This window comes from Mesorhizobium sp. M7A.F.Ca.US.005.03.1.1, assembly GCF_003997975.1.
Lineage (GTDB): Bacteria > Pseudomonadota > Alphaproteobacteria > Rhizobiales > Rhizobiaceae > Mesorhizobium > Mesorhizobium ciceri.
In genome coordinates, this window is the sequence record NZ_RZRO01000004.1 from 58,249 (window position 1) to 75,738 (window position 17,490).

The following is a 17,490-nucleotide window of genomic DNA, read 5'->3' on the forward strand; positions in this document are numbered from 1 at the left end:
GCCGCCCATACACGGCTTGGAAATCACCCCACCCCGTTCGCCCCCCCTGCCAGGGATACCGTCCAATGTCCGTGACGCCGTGGTCAAAGCCGTGACGGATCACTCCACGCCATCGCTCGCCAGCCTGGGCTGGACCGAACTTTTCGGCGACCAGCTCGAGCCCGGCGAAGCCAATCTTGTCCCGACGCGGATCGCCACCGTCCACCGCGATCGCCTGACCGGCCTGTCCCAGGCAGGGCCGGTCGACCTGACGCTGCCGGCGCAGGCGAACACCGGTGACTATGCCGTCGGCGACTGGGTTCTGGTCGATGGGCATGAACACCTTGTGAAGCGCCGCCTGACCCGCAAGACGGTGCTGGAACGCCGCACCCAGGGCGGTGGCAGGGTGCCGCAGCTTGCCGCGGCCAATGTCGACACGCTGTTCATCGTCACCTCGTGCAATGCCGACTTCAATCCCGCCCGGCTCGAGCGCTATCTGGCGCTGGCCAACGAGGCCGGAACGACGCCGGTGATCCTGCTGACCAAGGCCGATACCGCTGAAGACGCCGAGACCTACCAGAAGCAAGCTGCGGCGTTGCAGCGTGGATTGCCGGTGGTAATGCTGAACCCCCGCACATCGGATGCGGCAACCGTCCTGGCTGCCTGGTGCGGTGTCGGCCAGACGGTGGCGCTGATCGGCTCCTCCGGCGTCGGCAAATCGACGCTGGTCAACACGCTGGCCGGATCGGCGCAGCAATCGCCGCAACAGACCGGGGGCATCCGCGAGCACGATTCCAAGGGACGCCACACCACCACGTCGCGATCGCTGCATTCCATCGCCGGCGGTGGCTGGGTGATCGACACGCCGGGCATGCGGACGCTGCAGGTCAGCGATGTCGGCTACGGCATCGACACGCTGTTTGCCGAAATCACCGAGCTTGCACCGCTCTGCAAGTTCCGCGACTGCACGCATGTGCACGAGCCGGGTTGCGCGGTTCAGGCTGCCTTGAAGGCGGGGACGCTCGACCCGGAGCGCCTTGCCCGCTGGCGAAAACTGTCCGACGAGAACCAGAACAACACGCCGGTCCAGAGCGGGCCTCGCGGAGCCAAGACTTCCGGCGGTCGCGGAAAGAGGCGCTGAACGGCGAGGACTGAGGACTTCAGAGCTGCGCCGTGCCGAAAACGCGATCCCAGAATGCCGAAGTCACACCGAAATTGGCCGTTTCGTCGATGTGGTGATGCACCGCATGACGGCGCTTGAGCGTGTAGAGATAGCTCGGATGCGCCGGGTGCCAGTGATGGATCATGTGGTGGATGCTGATGTACCACAGATATCCCAGCATCAACCCGCAGCTCACCGCGCTCGCCGTGGCGAAATCTGAGACCACCCAAACGGGCACAAACGCGACCAGCGCATGCACGCCGAGACTGAGCCAGGTTGGCGTGCCCACAGAACTGCGTTCCTCGACATGGTGACGGTCGTGCAGGTCCTTGACGTAAGGAATATGGTGAAGAGCGAACCTGTGCAGCACATACTCGATCAGCGTCCAGAGGCCGAGACAGGCGAGGACAGTGCCGATCCAGCCTGGCGCACTCTCTTCGCCAGCCTCGAGCAGCCCGGCCACTGCCAGCACGGCGATCACCAGCGGATACACCACGAAGTCGCTATAGTAGCCAATAAGACCGAGTTGCATCGTCACCTAGCCTTCGAGCCGCCAAATAAGCGATGGTATCAGATTGCCGGACTCGCGACCGAGGTGCAATGCAGACGCGCCTGACATAGCGTCGCAATCCCCTAGTGCAAGGTTCGCATCAACGATTCAAGGACCATCGGCAGGCTGCCGGCTTCGCAAATGGACGTACAAAAATGGCAAAACGCAGTGCGGGATTGCTGATCTATCGCCGCAGCGATGGCGATCTTAGGGTGTTGCTGGTTCACCCGGGCGGGCCGTTCTGGGCGAAGAAGGACGATGGCGCCTGGTCGATACCGAAGGGTCTCGTCGGCGAGGACGAGGATGAGTTGACGGCAGCGCAACGCGAGACCGAGGAAGAGCTCGGCGTCAAGGTCGACGGCACCTTCGCGCGGCTTGGCGACTACAAACAACCCGGTGGCAAGGTTGTCACGGCCTGGTCCGTCGAGGCGCGCATCGACATCGATGTGGCTGCCATCAAAAGCAACATGTTCACCATGGAATGGCCGCCAAGGTCGGGATCCCTGAAGGAATTTCCGGAGGTCGACAGAGCGGGCTGGTTCACTTTGGCCGAGGCGGAGGTGAAAATCCTCAAGGGGCAGCGCCCGATGCTTTTGGATTTTGCCAGGCAGCAAGGCGCCGGATGATCCGCAGCCCTCAATAGGGCAGGCCGACATAGTTCTCGGCGAGCGCGGTCGATGCGGCACGCGACTGCACGAGATAGTCGAGCTCGGCCTCCTGGATGCGCTGGCCGAACTCGCCGGTGTCGGGAAAACGGTGCAGCATCGTCGTCATCCACCAGGAAAAGCGAACCGCCTTCCAGACCCGTGCCAGCGCCTTGCCGGAATAGGCGTCGATGCCAACAGATGATTTCTCGATGTAGAAGTCGCGAAAACCGGCGAAGAGATAGCGCACGTCGCTGGCGGCGAGGTTGAGGCCCTTGGCGCCGGTCGGCGGCACGATGTGGGCGGCGTCCCCGACCAGGAACAGCCTGCCGAAACGCATCGGCTCGGCGACGAAAGAGCGCAGCGGCGCGATCGACTTTTCAAAGGATGGTCCGGTAACGACGCTTGCCGCGGTCTGCTCCGGCAAGCGGCGGCGCAACTCGTCCCAGAAGCGATCGTCCGGCCAGGCTTCGACGCGATCGTCCTGCGGACACTGCACATAATAGCGGCTGCGATGCGTCGAGCGCATCGAGCACAGGGCAAAACCCCGCTCGTGATTGGCGTAGACCAGTTCGTGATCGGCCGGCGGCACTTCGGCCAGCACGCCGAGCCAGCCGAACGGATACTGCCGCTCGAAGATTTTCAGCGCACGCTCGGGCACCGATTTGCGGCTGACGCCGTGATAGCCGTCACAGCCGGCAATGAAGTCGCAATTGATGCGATGCGTGACCCCGTCCTTGTCATAGGTCGCGAAAGGTGCGGCGCCGTCGAAATCGTGCAACGCGACATTTGCCGCCTCGTAGATCGTGGTCAGTCCGTCCGCATCGCGCTTGTCCATCAAATCGTGCGTCACCTCGGTCTGGCCATAGACGGTGACATGCCTGCCGCCGGTTAGTGCCTCGAGGTCGATGCGGTGCAGGCGTCCGTCGAAGGCGAGCGAGATGCCGGAATGCGGCAGTCCTTCGGCATGCAGCCTTGCCGCCGCGCCAGCCTGTTCCAGCAATTCGACGGTGCCCTGTTCGAGCACCCCTGCCCGCACACGGCCAAGCACGTGCTCGCGGCTCGCGCGTTCCAGAATGACCGTCTCGACGCCGATGCCGGCCAGAAGCTGCCCAAGCAGCAGGCCGGACGGTCCGGACCCGACGATGACGATTTGCGTGCGCATCAGTGGCCGAGACTTTCGACCTGTGCGGTCAGCTCAGCGGCAAGGCGGAGCGACGCGGCCGTCGCGATGACCATTTGCGGCAGCAATAGCCATTCCAGCGTCCAGGCAGCGCCCGAGCGCTCCTGCTCATGCACGAGCGCGTGATGCATGCCCGCAAGCTGCGTGGCGTTGAAGCGGGCAAGCGCCACCAGCGCTTCGGCCTTCACCGGGTTCTGCTTGTGCGGCATGGCCGAAGAGCCGCCGCCGCCGGAAAGCTCGATCTCGGTTCCACCTTGCGCCATCAGCGCGATGTCCTGGCCGAATTTGCCGAGGCTGCCTGATAGCAGCGACATCAGGCCGGCGAAATCGGCGAGTGCGTCACGCTGGTTCTGCCAATGCGGTGCGTCGCCAAGGCCGAGCTTTGCGGCCAGTGCTGCGCGCACCGCCGGACCTTTGTCGCCTAGCTTTTCCAGCGTGCCGGCGGCACCGCCGAACTGCACCACCAGCAGACGCCTCGACTGTTCCGACAATCTTTCCTGATGCCGTTGCAGTGGCGCCCGCCACGTCCTGACGCGATCGGCCACTTTGATCGGAATGGCTGGCTGCATGCGCGTCATTCCCTTCAGCGCCCTGCCGCCAAACCGCTCTTCGAGCGAGACGAGCCGTATAATGGTCTCGGTCAGGAGCAGGCCGAGATGCTCGACGATGGACTTCAGCCGAAACACCAGGCCGGTATCGATGACATCGTGGCTGGTTGCGCCGAGATGCACTTTGTCGCCATGCGGTTCGCCGACCGCCGCCCTGATCTGGCGTACCAGTTCCGGCACAATGACGCCGTCTTTGGCGACGGCAGCCCGCAGCAAGGCGGTGTCGGGCCGGAATGTGGCAAGTGCGGCCACGATCGCGGCGGCATCATCCTTGGTGATAATCCCGTTTTCAGCTTCCGCTTGCGCCAGCGCCCGCTCGAAGGCAAGCATCGCCTCGATTTCCGCCTCGACGGAAAAACGCCGGTTCGCCTCCTCGTCGCCGAGAAGAGCGGAGAGCAGTGGATGGTCGAAGGGCGATACGGTCATATCCTGCTCCTCCTGACCATCAGCTGTCGAAGAAGACCGTTTCCTTCTCCCCCTGGAGATGGATGTCGAAAACATAAATATCGCCGTTGCGCTCGGCGATCAGCGTCGGCACGCGGACGCGGTGCTCGATGCGCGCCAGGATCGCATCCCCGGCATTGGCCTTTTCCTCATCGGAAAAATACAGGCGTGTGTGCAGGCCGAGATTGATGCCGCGCGCGACAATCCAGAGGGTGATGTGCGGGGCCATCAGGCTTCCGTCCCTGAACGGCACGCGGCCCGGCTTGATCGTCTCGAACGTGCACAGACCGGTGTCCATGTCGGTCGGGCAACGGCCCCAGCCGAAAAAGTTCGGATCGGCCGCGCCGCGCAGTTCAGCCGGCGAATTGTAGAGCCCATCCGCATCTGCCTGCCAGATCTCGATCAGCGCATCCTTGAGCGGCGTGCCGGTACCGTCGAGCACCCGGATGCGCAGGCCGATGCGCTCCCCCTTGGTCTTGTCGTTGACCATGGTCGCACCAAGGTCGGTCGCATAGACGCCGCCGATGCCGCAGAAATTGGGCGTCAGCCCGATATGGACATAAGGTCCGGCGGTCTGCGAGGGGCTTTCCCTGAGCCGGTCGAGCGACTGGGCCATCAATTGCCCTCCAGCCTGTTTTCGAACAGCGACGCGCGGCGCCCGCGCAGCACGATGTCGAACTTGTAGGCGCGCGCGTCGAAGGGGATCGTCGCCTGCATGTCGAGCGTGGCGATCAGCGTTTCGACGGCGGCCTTATCGGGGATGCCGCGCACGATCGGGCAGTGCCAGATCAGCGGATCACCCTCGAAATACATCTGCGTGATCAGCCGCTGCGCAAAGCCGTGGCCGAAGACCGAGAAATGGATGTGCGAGGGCCGCCAGTCGTTCGGCCCGTTCGGCCAGGGATAGGGGCCGGGCTTGACGGTGCGAAAGGCGTAGCCGCCATCCTCGCCTGTTATGGCGCGCCCGCAGCCGCCAAAGTTCGGGTCGAGCGGCGCCAGATAGCCGTCCTTCTTGTGGCGGTAGCGGCCGCCGGCATTGGCCTGCCAGAATTCGAGCAGCGCGCCGGGTACGCCAACACCGCGTTCGTCGAGCACCCGGCCATGGACGATGATGCGCTCGCCGAGCGCGCTCTCGCCGGGCCTGGCGAAATTGTGGATCAGGTCGGCGTCGAGTTTGCCGAGCATGGCGTGACCGAAGACCGGACCTGCAATCTCCGACAGCGTGTTGTCGAACGGCAGCGGCGCCTTCTGCGGCGAGCGCAGCACGGAGGTCTTGTAATTCGGTGTCAGAACAGGCGGATGCCAGGTCCGGTCACGCTGGAAGAAGGCGCCGGTCTCGGGCCTCCGGTTCGAGCCGGACTCAGCGGTCATTCTGGCTTCCGTCCATTTCCGAAAACACGTCCTTGGCAATTTTGAAGGCACGGTTGGCGGCCGGCACGCCGGCATAGATGGCGACATGCAGGAACGCCTCGCAGATATCGTCGCGCGAGGCACCGGTGTTGACGGTGGCGCGCACATGCATAGCAACCTCCTCATCATGGCCGAGTGCGGCCAGCAGCGCCAGCGTGACGATCGAACGCTCACGCCTGGTCAAGCCCGGCCGCGCCCACACGGTTCCCCAGGCGGCCTCGGTGATCAACTCCTGGAAAGGCTGGTCGAAATCGGTGGCGGCGACCTCGGCGCGGTCGACATGGCGGTCACCAAGCACCGAGCGCCGCACCGCGAGGCCGGTGCGATATCTGACTGCATCGCCGGAGACTTCATCCATGGGTTTCTGCTCCAGGGGCAAGCGACGAGATAAAACTGCGGATCAGGGCGGTGAGCGCTTCAGGCTGTTCGACGCAAGGAATGTGTCCAGCGTCGCGGATGATTTCGAAGCGCGCGCCGGGGATCAGCGCGGCCAGCGAGCGGACGAGATCGGGAGGTGTCGAGCCATCCTGGTCGCCGGCGACGCAGAGCGTCGGCACCGCGATGCGGCGTGCAGCATCGGTGAAATCGGCATCGCGAACGGCCGCGCAAGTCCCAATGTAACCTGCAAGCGCTTGCCTCGTCATCATGTTCCAGTAACCGTCGAGCTCGGCCTGACGCGCCGCGTGGAAGGCGGGGGTGAACCACACTTTGAGCACGCCATCGGCAATCGCCTGGATGCCCTTGCTTTCGACAGTCGCGATGCGTGTGTTCCAGCTGTCTGTCGTGCCGATCTTGTGTGCCGTATCGCAAAGGATCAGGCCTTCGACGATTTCAGGCCGCCTGGCATAGAGCCCCTGCGCGATCATGCCGCCGACCGACAGGCCGCACAGCACGACCTTGCTCAAGCCGAAATGATCGATGAGCGCCGAGAGGTCATCGACGTGATCGTCGATCGACCTGATGTCGCCGATGTCGGACAGTCCGTGGCCGCGCTTGTCATACACCAGCAGCGGCATTTCACCATCGAACGTCGAGACAATTTCGTCCCAGATCCGGAAGTCGGTGCCGAGCGAATTGATGAATATGATTGGGCGCGCATTGCCGGTCGCCTTGATGTGGCGATGGTGCAGCGTGATGCCGCCGATGGTGACGAATGGCACGGTTTCGATCCTCCGCCCCCACATTGCACAAGGCGTTTGGTTCGGTAAAATGATATTTTGCGGCGTTTCATTAACTCAGGGGTTATCGAATCCATGTCCGAGAGCCGCATTCGGTTCCGTCACCTGCAGGCATTCCTGGAAGTTGCGCGGCAGGGGAGCGTGGCGCGAGCGGCTGACTTGCTGCATGTCAGCCCGCCGGCCGTGACCAAGACATTGCGCGAACTGGAAGAGGCGCTGGGGGTTGCGGTGGTGGAGCGCGACGGCCGCGGCATCCGACTGACGCGCATCGGCGAGATCTTCCTTCGCCACGCCGCCACGGCGATCACGGCGCTCAAGCAAGGCGTCGATTCCGTCCGCCAGGACGGAGCGGTCAACCGGCACCCGATCCGCATCGGCGCGCTGCCGACGGTGTCGGCGCGGGTGATGCCGCTTGCCATGAGCCTGTTCCTCAAAGAGAGCACCGGTGCGGCGATCAAGATCGTCACCGGCGAGAACGCGGTGCTGCTCGAACAGTTGCGCACCGGCGCGCTCGATCTCGTCGTCGGACGGTTGGCGGCGCCGGAGAACATGACCGGCTTCTTCTTCGAGCATCTCTACTCCGAACAGGTGCTGTTCGTGGTGCGGGCGCGACATCCGCTGCTTGAGCCCGGACAGGACGTGTTCGCGCGGCTCGACGAGTTCCCGGCGCTGATGCCGACACGGGAATCGGTCATCCGCCCTTTCGTCGACCGCCTGTTCATCACCAGCGGCATGACGGCGCCGGCAACCGAGATCGAAACCGTCTCGGACTCCTTCGGCCGCGCCTTCCTGCGGCAGAGCGATGCGGTTTGGATCATTTCGGCCGGCGTCGTCGCCAATGAACTCGGCAGTGGCGCCTTCGTCGCCCTGCCGGTCAACACCGAGGAAACCAAGGGACCGGTCGGCCTGACGATGCGGACCGACACGGCGCCCTCGCCGGCCTTCTCCATCCTGTTGCAGACCATCCGCGAAGCGGCGAGGCAAAGCAGTTGATGCGGCTCAGACTGGCGATCAGATCTCCCGCGAAGGCGTGAAGCGAACGCTTGCGGACCGCATGTGCCCGGGCGCCAGTACGATACAGCCGGCCTCGATGCCCGTGTCAGCCCTGCGGTTGAAGGCATCGGTGATGTTGCTGACCGGTTCGGCGCAAAAGAACGGCTCGCCGGGCGGCGTGTAGAGGACAAGGAAATCGAGTGGCGCCTCGGCCTCGATGTCCAGTTGCCGTCCATGCTCCGGCCAGGAGATCCGGGCGCGGCGCGACCATCCGGTGAAGACCGTGTCGAAGTCCGTCTCCGACACGTCGAAGCCCGTGGTCGGGTTGGAGCCTGCAGGCGGCAGGACGTGCCGGGTGGGCAGGATTTCCGCGTCGGTCTCCCACATGCCGGACACCCGCGCCTGGACATGCGTCCACGGTGTCGATGGGAAATAGGGATGCAGGCCGAGCCCGGCCGGCATCGGCGCGTCCGACAGGTTGCGCAGCGAGATGGCGGTGATCAGGCTGCCATCGACCAGCGAGATCTCTTGCCTTGCCTCATAGCTCCACGGCCAGGAATCGGCGGCATGGCGATAGGATAGGACGGTGGCGCTGGCTTCGTGCCGCACGACGGTCCATGGCCGACGCCAGCCATGGCCATGCTCATGATGTGGATCGTCCGGGCTGGTCGGCAGTTCGACGGTGCGGCCTGCGAATGCGAAGCGGCCGTGCCTTATGCGATTGGAATAGGGAACCAGCGGGAAGCAGGCCATGGCGCCGGCATCGCGGCCGTCGATCGCCGCCTGATCCGCAGGGCGCAGCCAATCCACGACGGATCCGTTTTGCCGCCAGCGATACGACGCCAGCGCGCCGCCGGCGGCCGGCGCGATCTCCACGGTCGCAATGCCGTCGCTGATCGAGATCAGCCCTTGGTGCTGCTCGGCAACGGCAGCGGAATTCTTTGTCATCGGCACTCCCCCATCCCTTGACTCCAATCGCAATGCCGATAAGACATATCATATGAATAGTATGAAGAATAACAAATCTTTCAGTATGGCGCGTACGTCGAGAGTCGCGGTGGCGGTTTCCAGCGGCTCCACCGCTCTGCATGCGACCGTCGTCGAGCAAATCGGATTGCGCATCGTTCAAGGCGATTTCCTACCCGGCGAGGCACTGCCCAATGCCGACGATTCAAGCGAGATGCTGGGGGTCAGCCGCACGGTGCTGCGCGAGGCGATCAAGGTGTTGGCGGGCAAGGGGCTGGTCGAATCGCGGCCGAAGACCGGCACAAGGGTGCGTCCTCGTGCCGACTGGAATTTCCTCGACCCGGACGTCCTGTCATGGCGCTATGCCAGCGGTGTCAGCGCCGACGATGTCCGGGCGCTGTTCGAATTGCGCAGGGCCATCGAGCCGATGTCGGCAGCGCTTGCGGCCCAGCGCGCCACGCCAGCGCAGATCGCCGAGATCAATGCAGCTCTGGTCGAAATGGAGGCGGTGGTCGACGACGGCGACCGCTTCGCCAAGCCTGACCTTTTGTTCCACCAGACCATACTGCGCATGACCGGCAATGAGCTGATCGGCTCGCTGGCGGCACTGGTCGAAACCGCATTGGTGACGAGCTTTCGTCTTTCCAACGACAATCCGGAAGGGCAGCGCCCCTCATTGCCGCTGCACCGGGAAGTCGCCGAAAAGATCGCCGCCGGCGACGCGACCGGCGCACAAAAGGCGCTGCTGGTCCTCATCGACAATGCTGAGGAGGACGTGCGCCGCAGTGTCGAGAACCGCAACAAGCGCCGCCAGAATCGGGAGCTGGCATCGTGAGCGAGAACAAACGCAAGCTACGGTCCGAGGCCTGGTTCGGCGGTGAGGGCAAGAACGCCTTCATGCACCGCAGCTGGATGAAGAACCAGGGCATTCCCGCCGACGCTTTCGACGGCCGCCCGGTGATCGGCATCTGCAACACCTGGTCGGAATTGACCCCGTGCAATGCCCACCTGCGGGCGCTGGCCGATCACGTCAAGCGCGGCGTCTATGAAGCCGGCGGCCTGCCGCTCGAATTTCCGGTGATGTCGCTGGGCGAGAGCAACATGCGCCCCACCGCCATGCTGTTTCGCAACCTGGTCAGCATGGATGTCGAGGAGTCCATCCGCGGCAATCCGATCGATGGCGTCATCCTGCTGGTCGGTTGCGACAAGACCACACCGGCGCTGCTGATGGGCGCCGCATCGTGCAACCTGCCGACCATCGCCGTTTCCGGCGGGCCGATGCTCAACGGCAAGTTCCGCGGACACGATATCGGCTCGGGCACCCATGTCTGGAAATTCGCCGAGGAGGTTAAAGCCGGCCGCATGCCGGTTGCCGACTTTCTCGCCGCCGAGCAGGGCCAAAGCCGATCGGCGGGCAGCTGCATGACGATGGGCACAGCCTCGACCATGGCCAGCATGGTCGAAGCGCTCGGCATCGGCATGCCGGACAACGCCGCGATCCCGGCGGTGGATTCGCGCCGTGGCGTGCTCGCCCAGATGGCCGGACGCCAGATCGTCGATCTGGTGCGCAGGGACGTGACGATCGCGGAGATCCTCACCAGGCAAGCGTTCGAGAACGCCATTCGCGTCAACGGCGCGATCGGTGGCTCGACCAATGCGGTGCTGCATCTGATCGCCATCGCCAACCGGATCGGTGTCGATCTCAGCCTCGAAGACTGGGACCGCCTAGGTCGTGACGTTCCAACCATTGTCGATTTGATGCCGTCGGGCCGGTTCCTGATGGAAGATTTCTACTACGCCGGGGGGCTAGCTGCGGTCATGGCGTCGCTTGATGAAGTGGGGCTTCTTCATCGCGACGCCATGACCGTCAGCGCCAAGACCATCGGTGAATTGATCGACGGCGCGCCCAACTACAACAGCGAAGTGATCCGCCCAATGAGCGAGCCGCTGACCAAGGAAGGGGGCATCTCCATCCTGCGCGGCAATCTGGCGCCTGACGGCGCGGTCATCAAGCCGTCCGCGGCAACGCCCGAGCTGATGCAGCATCGCGGCAAGGCGGTGGTGTTCGAAAACATCGAGCATTACTACGCCCGCATCGACGATCCGGAGTTGGACATCGACGCCACCTCGGTGATGGTGCTGAAGAACTGCGGGCCGCGCGGTTATCCCGGAATGGCCGAGGTCGGCAACATGCCGCTGCCGGCCAAACTGCTCAAGCTAGGCATCTCCGACATGGTGCGCATTTCGGACGCGCGCATGAGCGGCACCGCCTACGGCACCGTGGTTCTGCATGTGGCGCCGGAAGCAGCCGCAGGCGGCGCGCTGGCGCTGGTGCGCGACGGCGACCTCATCGAGCTCGACGTCGCCGGCCGCCGGTTGGAACTTTTGGTGTCGGAAGAGGAGCTCGCCATCCGCCGGCGTGACTGGAAGCCGCCGGCGTCGCCGGAGGGCGGCTACCAGAGCCTTTATGTCGAGCGCGTGCTGCAGGCCGACAAGGGCTGCGATTTCGACTTTCTCGTCGGCCGGCGCGATGCCGGCATTCCTCGGCATTCGCACTAGAGAGGCGCGCGATGACGGATGAAATCGGCTACGCGATCTATCCAAGCCTCAAGGGCCGCAGCGTCTTCATAACAGGCGGCGGCAGCGGCATCGGCGAAAGCCTGGTGCGCCATTTCTGCGCCCAGGGCAGCCGCGTCGCCTTCGTCGACATGGCCGAAGAACCATCCCAACGTCTGGTCGACGCGATTGCGGCCGACGGACATGCCGCGCCGCTGTTCATTCCATGCGACCTGCGCAACGTCGAAGAGTTGCAGGCGGCAACCGTGCAGGCAATGCAGCACAATGGCCCCATCCAGGCGCTGTGCAACAATGCCGGCAATGACGACCGCCACCAGACCAAGGATGTGACGGTTGCCTATTGGGACGACCGCATGGCGGTCAATCTGCGCCACCAGTTTTTCGCGGCGCAGGCAGTGCGTCCGCAGATGAGCGCGCAGGGCGGCGGCTCGATCATCAACTTCGGCTCCATCACCTGGATGGTCGGCGATCCGGATTGCCCAGCCTATGTCACCGCGAAAGCGGCTGTTTACGGCATGACGCGGGCGCTGGCCCGCGAGCTTGGCCCTGAGCGCATCCGCGTCAACTGCATGGTGCCGGGCTGGGTGATGACCGAGCGCCAGATTCGCCTGTGGCTGGACCCGGCCGGCGAACGCCAGATCGCGGAAAGGCAGTGCCTGCCCGACCGGCTGCAACCCTCCGATATCGCGCGCATGGCGCTGTTCCTCGCCGCCGACGACAGCCGCATGTGCACAAGCCAGCAGTTCATCGTCGATGCGGGCTGGGTGTGACCCGTACGGCTTCAAAGGAAGAAGGTTAGTTCATGCGTCTTGTTCAGTTCAGAATGGCCGACGGCAGCAGAGGGGTTGGCCGTGTCTGCGATGACGGCAATCATCTGCACCCTCTCGAGAAGACCAGCAGCGTGCTGGAGCTGGCCGAAGCGGCAATTGCCCAGGGCACGTCGATCGCAGCGCTGGTCGAGAAGCGGACCGGCACAGCGAAAATCGACTACGACCAACTGTTGCGCGATGGGCAGGTGCTCGCTCCGGTCGACCATCCCGAACCGGCGCGCTTCCTGGTCACCGGCACCGGCCTCACCCACACCGGAAGTGCCGCCGCGCGCAACCAGATGCATGTTCTGACCCATGGCGAAGGTGCCGACGAATCCGATTCCTTGAAAATCTTCCGCATGGGACTGGAGGGCGGCAAGCCTGGCGCCGGCAAGATCGGGATTCAGCCAGAGTGGTTCTTCAAGGGCGTCGGCACCTGCGTTGTCCCGCCCGGCGCGCCGCTGCCGATGCCGGCATTCGCGAAAGCCGGTGCAGAGGAAGCCGAGATCGTCGGGCTTTATGTCAATGGACCCGATGGCCATCCCTATCGCATCGGCTATGCGCTCGGAAACGAATATTCCGACCACGTGACGGAGGGCGAGAACTACCTTTATCTCGCCCATTCCAAGCTGCGCTCCTGCTCGATCGGTCCGGAACTGCTGATCGGTGACCTGCCCGAAGAAGTGCGCGGCCATTCGCGCATCCTGCGCGACGGCACTGTTATCTGGGAGCAGGAGTTCCTGTCGGGTGAAGCGCACATGTCGCACTCGATCGCCAATCTCGAACACTTCCATTTCCGCTACCCGATGCACCGCAGGGCGGGCGACCTGCACGCCTATTTCTTCGGCGCGGCGGTGATGAGCTACGCCTCCGGCGTCAAGACGGCTTCCGGCGACGAGTATGAAATCCAGGCACAGACGTTCGGCAAGCCACTGCGCAACCGGATGGTGTCGGTGCCGGACGAGGGACTGGTCGCTGTTACCCAGCTGTGACGGCGCAGGCCCGAAAATTACGGTCCACCAGAACGATAATGGGAGATTAAAAATGGGACTGAAGAAAGCGTTTCTAAGACTAGCGACAATCGGGCTCAGCATCGGCCTGATGACATCGGCGGCGCTCGCCGCGAACCTTCGGGTACTGGCCTGGGACGGCTACGCCGATGCCGACTGGGTCAAGGATTTCACCGCCGCGACCGGCATCGGCGTCGATGTCGTCTTCATCGGCAGCGACGACGAGATCTGGGCCAAGATCAAGGGCAGCGAGGGCCAGGACTTCGACGTCTTTGCTGTCAACACCGCCCAGTTGCAGCGCTACATCAAGGCTGACCTGGTGTCGCCGATCGACGTCACCAAGCTCGCCAACCAGAAAGACGTGCTGCCGCGCTTCCGCGACCTGACGGCGGTCAGCGGCGTGACCAAGGACGGCAAGGTCTACGGCATTCCGTTCTGCTTCGACTCCATCGGCCTGATCTACGACACCGACAAGGTCAAGCCGGCGCCGACCTCGATGTCGGTTCTGTGGGACCCGGCCTACAAGGGCAAGGTGCTGGCGTATGATAATGGCGAGCACAATTTCTCGTTCACCGCACTGACGCTCGGCTACAAGGATCCGTTCAACCTCAATGAAGAGCAGATGGCTGCAGTCAAGGCCAAGCTGGTCGAACTCAAGCGCAACGTGCTCAGCTTCTACACCACCGCCGACGAGGCGCAGCAGATCTACCAGAACAATGATGTGGCCCTGATCTGGGCCAATTACGGCCAGCAGCAGGTCAAGGCGCTGCAGAAGATCGGCGCCCATGTCGCCTACGTCAATCCGAGCGAGGGCGCGCTTGCCTGGCTCGACAACTGGGTCATCTCCAAGGGTGTCCGTGATAATGCGGCAGCCGAGAAATGGATTGATTTCATGCTGAGCAAGAAGGTCGGCGGCGAGCTTTCCGAGCGCACCGGCTTCGGCAACACGGTGACGGAAACCGGCAGCGCCGGCGGCAACGACAAGCTGGTCTGGCTCAACAATGTCGAGGACCCGCTCAAGCGTTCGGACATGTGGAACGAGGTCAAGGCAACGCCCTGATCTTTCCGCACCATGCCTTCGAAGGACCCGGCGGTCCGGAGTTCCGGACCGCCGAAGCGTATGCGAGAGTATTTCATGAACCAGAACACCGACCTCTTGACGCTGCGGTCCGTCTCGAAATCCTACGGCACGGTCCCCGTGCTGCACGACATCGACCTGTCGATCAAGGACGGTGAGTTCCTCACCGTTCTTGGACCCTCCGGCTCCGGCAAGACCACGGTGCTGCGGCTGATCGGCGGGCTGGAACCGCTGACGTCGGGCGAGATACGCCTGGATGGGCAAGACATCAGCCGCATGCCGATCAACCGGCGGCCGTTCAACACCGTGTTTCAGGACTATGCGCTGTTCCCGCACCTGACCGTTTCCGGCAATGTCGGCTACGGGCTTTCGGTTCGCCATGTCCAGCGCAAGGAAATCGCGCGCCGAGTCGCGGAGGCGCTGGAACTGGTCCAGCTCGGGCGTTTCGCCGACCGCTTTCCGGCGCAGCTCTCCGGCGGCCAGCGCCAGCGCGTCGCACTCGCCCGTGCGCTGATCTGCCAGCCGCGCCTGATCCTGCTCGATGAGCCGCTCGCCGCACTCGACCTCGAACTGCGCCGGCAGATGCAGGTGTTCCTAAAGTCCATCCAGCGCGAAATCAGGACCACCTTCCTGTTCGTCACCCATGACCAGGAAGAAGCCATCGGCATGGCCGATCGGATTTGCGTCATGGAGGCCGGCCATATCCGCCAGCTCGGCACGCCGCACGACCTTTACTACAGACCGGATTGCGAATTCGTCGCGCGTTTCTTCGGCGAGAACAATCTGGTGGCCGGGAAACTCGGACCGGTCCAGGGCGAGCTGCGATCGATCGAGACGGCGCTCGGGCGCCTCATCTGTTCGATCAGCGACCAGCCGCATTTGAAAGCCGCAGCGGAAGGCGCCAGCGCTTACGCCGCGTTCCGTCCAGAAGCCTTGCACCTTGCGGATGCAAAGGACACCGACAACCGTTTTTCCGGCACGATCTCCGATCTGGCCTTTGCCGGCTCGTCGACCGTCGCCACCATCGCGGCCGGCGCCGACAATGCCGCGCAACGCTTGCGGCTGCGCGTGCCGAGCCGCGTCGACGGCAGCGCGCTCAGATCCGGCGAGGCCGTATCGCTTTCCTTTGCGCCGCATGAAGGCCATCTGGTGCTGGCATGAGCAAAGCAGGATCGACGCTGCCTGCGGAAAAACGGCTGTCGCTGCTGGTGACGGTGCTGGCGTTTGCCTTGCCAGTGGTCTTCGTCCTGGTGCCGCTGGCGATCTTCCTCGGCTACAGCTTCTTCAGCGTCGACCAGGGCACGATCGTCTACGGCTTGTCGCTGGGCAACTATGTCAGGTTCTTTACCGATCCGGTCTTTCTGCCGGTGTTCTGGAACACCATCGTGCTTTGCGTATCGGTGGCCATCATCTGCATCCTGCTCGCCTATCCCGCCGCCTATTTCCTGACGATGCTGAAAGGCCGTTGGCGCTACGCCTTGCTGATGCTGCTCTTGGTGCCGCTGCTGATGAGCTACGTCATCAAGATCTATGCCATCCGCAGCATCCTCGGCCTCAACGGTTTCCTCAACAAGGCACTGGTGGCGCTCGGCATTCTGCAGGAACCGTCGACGCTTTTCGTGTTCAACATGAACGCCATCCTTTTGACGCTGACCCTGCTCCTGATCCCCTTCGCCATCCTGCCGATCTTCCTGTCGCTGGAGCGGATTCCGCAAGTGCTGCTGCGCGCATCCGACGATCTCGGCGCGAGCGGCTTGCAGACCTTCCTGCGCATCACCTTGCCGCTCAGCCTGCCCGGCGTCGCTTCGGCGGCGAGCTTCGTCTTCGTGCTGGCGATCGGCGATTTCCTGACGCCGCAGATGGTCGGCGGGATCAGCGGCTTCACCTTCGGCCGCATCCTCTACAGCCAGTTCGGCACGGCCTATAACTGGCCGTTCGGCGCGGCGCTGTCGGTGGCGCTGGCCGTCGTGGTGATCGCCGCAATCCTCATCGGCGAACGCTTTGGCCGCAACCCGGGGACTTCGGTATGAGCGCCCTGCCCCGACTGTCCACGATCTTTCTGGCCGCGATCACGACACTGGTTGCGGTCCTGCTCTACAGCCCGCTGTTCGTGCCGATCGTGTCGTCGTTCTTCACCATTTCGCATGGCTCCGTCGACTGGTCGTCGCCGACGCTTGCGACCTATGTGGCGCTGGCTGAAAACCACGACATATTGGCCGCTCTGCGCACGACGCTGATCGTCGGCGTCTGCACCGTCATCCTGTCGGTGGTCAGCGGAACGCTGCTGGCGCTCTATTATCATGGGCGCCGTTCCGGACGCTCGCTGCTGCAGTTCATCATCTTCCTGCCGTTCCTGATGCCGCCGATCATCAGCGGCCTGGCGCTGCTGATCTTCTTCCGCGAGATCGGCCTCGAACGCTCGCTGCTGACGGTCGTTATCGGCCATACGGTTTTCGTGTTGGCGATAGTCTACCGCACGGTACTGATGCGGCTGCAGTCGATGAGCCGCACGCTGGTTGAAGCGTCCTACGATCTCGGTGCCACGGGCTGGCAGACCTTCTGGCGCATCATCCTGCCGAACCTGTCGAGCGCCATGGTCGGCGGCGCCATCCTGGCCTTCGCCCTGTCATTCGACGAGACCATGATCACCATCCTGGTCACTGGCACGCAAAGCACGCTGCCGGTCAGGCTGTGGGCGATGATGCGGCTTGGCTTCTCACCCGATATCAATGCGCTGGTGGCGCTGATCCTGATGTTCACCGTGCTGCTCTGCGTGCTCGCCGCCCGCTTTCTCATCCCCAGGCAAGTTGCGACGGAACGGACGTGAGTGCCGGGCAAGAGCGCCGCAATGAGGCAGCCATATTCTTGGTCCGGCATCGATGCTGACATAATCGATGCC

19 protein-coding genes are annotated in these 17,490 nt (G+C 63.7%); 11 read left to right on the top strand and 8 right to left on the bottom strand.

Going from position 1 to position 17,490, the window contains the following annotated elements; all coding sequences use genetic code 11:
* Nucleotides 1-79 precede the first annotated feature (79 nt).
* Nucleotides 80-1,120, top strand: coding sequence for a ribosome small subunit-dependent GTPase A (gene rsgA, locus EN990_RS03020; RefSeq protein ID WP_127369459.1), 1,041 nt, complete (start codon nucleotides 80-82; stop codon nucleotides 1,118-1,120).
* Between the two features lie 19 nt (nucleotides 1,121-1,139).
* On the opposite strand, the gene EN990_RS03025 is transcribed toward rsgA, so the two are convergent.
* Nucleotides 1,140-1,673: a sterol desaturase family protein gene (locus EN990_RS03025; RefSeq protein ID WP_027163878.1), complete on the bottom strand. Its 534-nt coding sequence runs from the start codon at nucleotides 1,671-1,673 to the stop codon at nucleotides 1,140-1,142.
* Nucleotides 1,674-1,846: 173 nt separating this feature from the next.
* On the opposite strand from EN990_RS03025, the gene EN990_RS03030 reads away from it, so the two are divergent.
* Nucleotides 1,847-2,317, top strand: a complete 471-nt coding sequence (locus EN990_RS03030) for an NUDIX domain-containing protein (protein WP_127369460.1) — start codon at nucleotides 1,847-1,849, stop codon at nucleotides 2,315-2,317.
* Nucleotides 2,318-2,327: 10 nt separating this feature from the next.
* Here EN990_RS03030 and pobA read toward each other — a convergent pair whose 3' ends face one another.
* From pobA to pcaD, 6 genes are read right to left on the bottom strand one after another with little or no spacing between them, the layout of a single operon-like run.
* Nucleotides 2,328-3,500, bottom strand: a complete 1,173-nt coding sequence (pobA, locus tag EN990_RS03035) for a 4-hydroxybenzoate 3-monooxygenase (RefSeq protein ID WP_127369461.1) — start codon at nucleotides 3,498-3,500, stop codon at nucleotides 2,328-2,330.
* Nucleotides 3,500-4,552, bottom strand: a complete 1,053-nt coding sequence (locus EN990_RS03040; RefSeq protein ID WP_127384967.1) for a 3-carboxy-cis,cis-muconate cycloisomerase — start codon at nucleotides 4,550-4,552, stop codon at nucleotides 3,500-3,502. Before EN990_RS03040 ends, pobA begins: the two co-directional genes overlap by 1 nt.
* Nucleotides 4,553-4,571: 19 nt before the next feature.
* The gene (gene pcaG / locus EN990_RS03045; protein WP_013532961.1) at nucleotides 4,572-5,186 is read right to left on the bottom strand and encodes a protocatechuate 3,4-dioxygenase subunit alpha; all 615 of its coding nucleotides are present in this window, start codon (nucleotides 5,184-5,186) and stop codon (nucleotides 4,572-4,574) included.
* Nucleotides 5,186-5,941 carry a protocatechuate 3,4-dioxygenase subunit beta gene (pcaH, locus tag EN990_RS03050; RefSeq protein ID WP_013532962.1) on the bottom strand — a complete coding sequence of 252 codons (756 nt, stop codon included), beginning with the start codon at nucleotides 5,939-5,941 and terminating at the stop codon, nucleotides 5,186-5,188. The genes pcaG and pcaH overlap by 1 nt, the downstream gene beginning before the upstream one ends.
* Nucleotides 5,931-6,338 carry a 4-carboxymuconolactone decarboxylase gene (gene pcaC / locus EN990_RS03055; protein WP_127369970.1) on the bottom strand — a complete coding sequence of 136 codons (408 nt, stop codon included), beginning with the start codon at nucleotides 6,336-6,338 and terminating at the stop codon, nucleotides 5,931-5,933. The genes pcaH and pcaC overlap by 11 nt, the downstream gene beginning before the upstream one ends.
* Nucleotides 6,331-7,140: a 3-oxoadipate enol-lactonase gene (gene pcaD / locus EN990_RS03060; RefSeq protein ID WP_127369971.1), complete on the bottom strand. Its 810-nt coding sequence runs from the start codon at nucleotides 7,138-7,140 to the stop codon at nucleotides 6,331-6,333. Before pcaD ends, pcaC begins: the two co-directional genes overlap by 8 nt.
* Nucleotides 7,141-7,233: 93 nt before the next feature.
* Here pcaD and pcaQ point away from each other — a divergent pair, with 93 nt between their 5' ends.
* Nucleotides 7,234-8,151, top strand: coding sequence for a pca operon transcription factor PcaQ (gene pcaQ, locus EN990_RS03065; RefSeq protein ID WP_127384966.1), 918 nt, complete (start codon nucleotides 7,234-7,236; stop codon nucleotides 8,149-8,151).
* A gap of 18 nt (nucleotides 8,152-8,169) precedes the next feature.
* Here pcaQ and EN990_RS03070 read toward each other — a convergent pair whose 3' ends face one another.
* A complete protein-coding gene (locus EN990_RS03070; RefSeq protein WP_064995067.1) occupies nucleotides 8,170-9,099 on the bottom strand; it encodes an aldose 1-epimerase in 930 nt (309 codons plus the stop codon).
* A gap of 109 nt (nucleotides 9,100-9,208) precedes the next feature.
* On the opposite strand from EN990_RS03070, the gene EN990_RS03075 reads away from it, so the two are divergent.
* From EN990_RS03075 to EN990_RS03110, 8 genes are all read left to right on the top strand, one after another.
* Nucleotides 9,209-9,952 (top strand): FadR/GntR family transcriptional regulator, encoded by a 744-nt coding sequence (locus EN990_RS03075; protein WP_013532967.1) that lies wholly within the window; start codon nucleotides 9,209-9,211, stop codon nucleotides 9,950-9,952.
* Nucleotides 9,949-11,676: an IlvD/Edd family dehydratase gene (locus tag EN990_RS03080; protein WP_127384965.1), complete on the top strand. Its 1,728-nt coding sequence runs from the start codon at nucleotides 9,949-9,951 to the stop codon at nucleotides 11,674-11,676. Before EN990_RS03075 ends, EN990_RS03080 begins: the two co-directional genes overlap by 4 nt.
* Before the next feature lie 11 nt (nucleotides 11,677-11,687).
* Nucleotides 11,688-12,464 carry an SDR family oxidoreductase gene (locus tag EN990_RS03085; protein ID WP_127369526.1) on the top strand — a complete coding sequence of 259 codons (777 nt, stop codon included), beginning with the start codon at nucleotides 11,688-11,690 and terminating at the stop codon, nucleotides 12,462-12,464.
* A gap of 32 nt (nucleotides 12,465-12,496) precedes the next feature.
* Complete coding sequence (araD1, locus tag EN990_RS03090; protein ID WP_127369527.1) at nucleotides 12,497-13,495, top strand: AraD1 family protein; 999 nt, start codon at nucleotides 12,497-12,499, stop codon at nucleotides 13,493-13,495.
* A 52-nt stretch (nucleotides 13,496-13,547) separates the two neighbouring features.
* Nucleotides 13,548-14,573, top strand: a complete 1,026-nt coding sequence (locus EN990_RS03095; protein WP_127367184.1) for an ABC transporter substrate-binding protein — start codon at nucleotides 13,548-13,550, stop codon at nucleotides 14,571-14,573.
* Between the two features lie 75 nt (nucleotides 14,574-14,648).
* Nucleotides 14,649-15,752 carry an ABC transporter ATP-binding protein gene (locus EN990_RS03100; protein WP_024502540.1) on the top strand — a complete coding sequence of 368 codons (1,104 nt, stop codon included), beginning with the start codon at nucleotides 14,649-14,651 and terminating at the stop codon, nucleotides 15,750-15,752.
* A complete protein-coding gene (locus EN990_RS03105) occupies nucleotides 15,749-16,621 on the top strand; it encodes an ABC transporter permease (protein ID WP_127369877.1) in 873 nt (290 codons plus the stop codon). Before EN990_RS03100 ends, EN990_RS03105 begins: the two co-directional genes overlap by 4 nt.
* On the top strand, nucleotides 16,618-17,418 hold the full coding sequence (locus EN990_RS03110; RefSeq protein WP_063171580.1) for an ABC transporter permease: 801 nt from the start codon (nucleotides 16,618-16,620) through the stop codon (nucleotides 17,416-17,418). The genes EN990_RS03105 and EN990_RS03110 overlap by 4 nt, the downstream gene beginning before the upstream one ends.
* Nucleotides 17,419-17,490 lie beyond the last annotated feature (72 nt).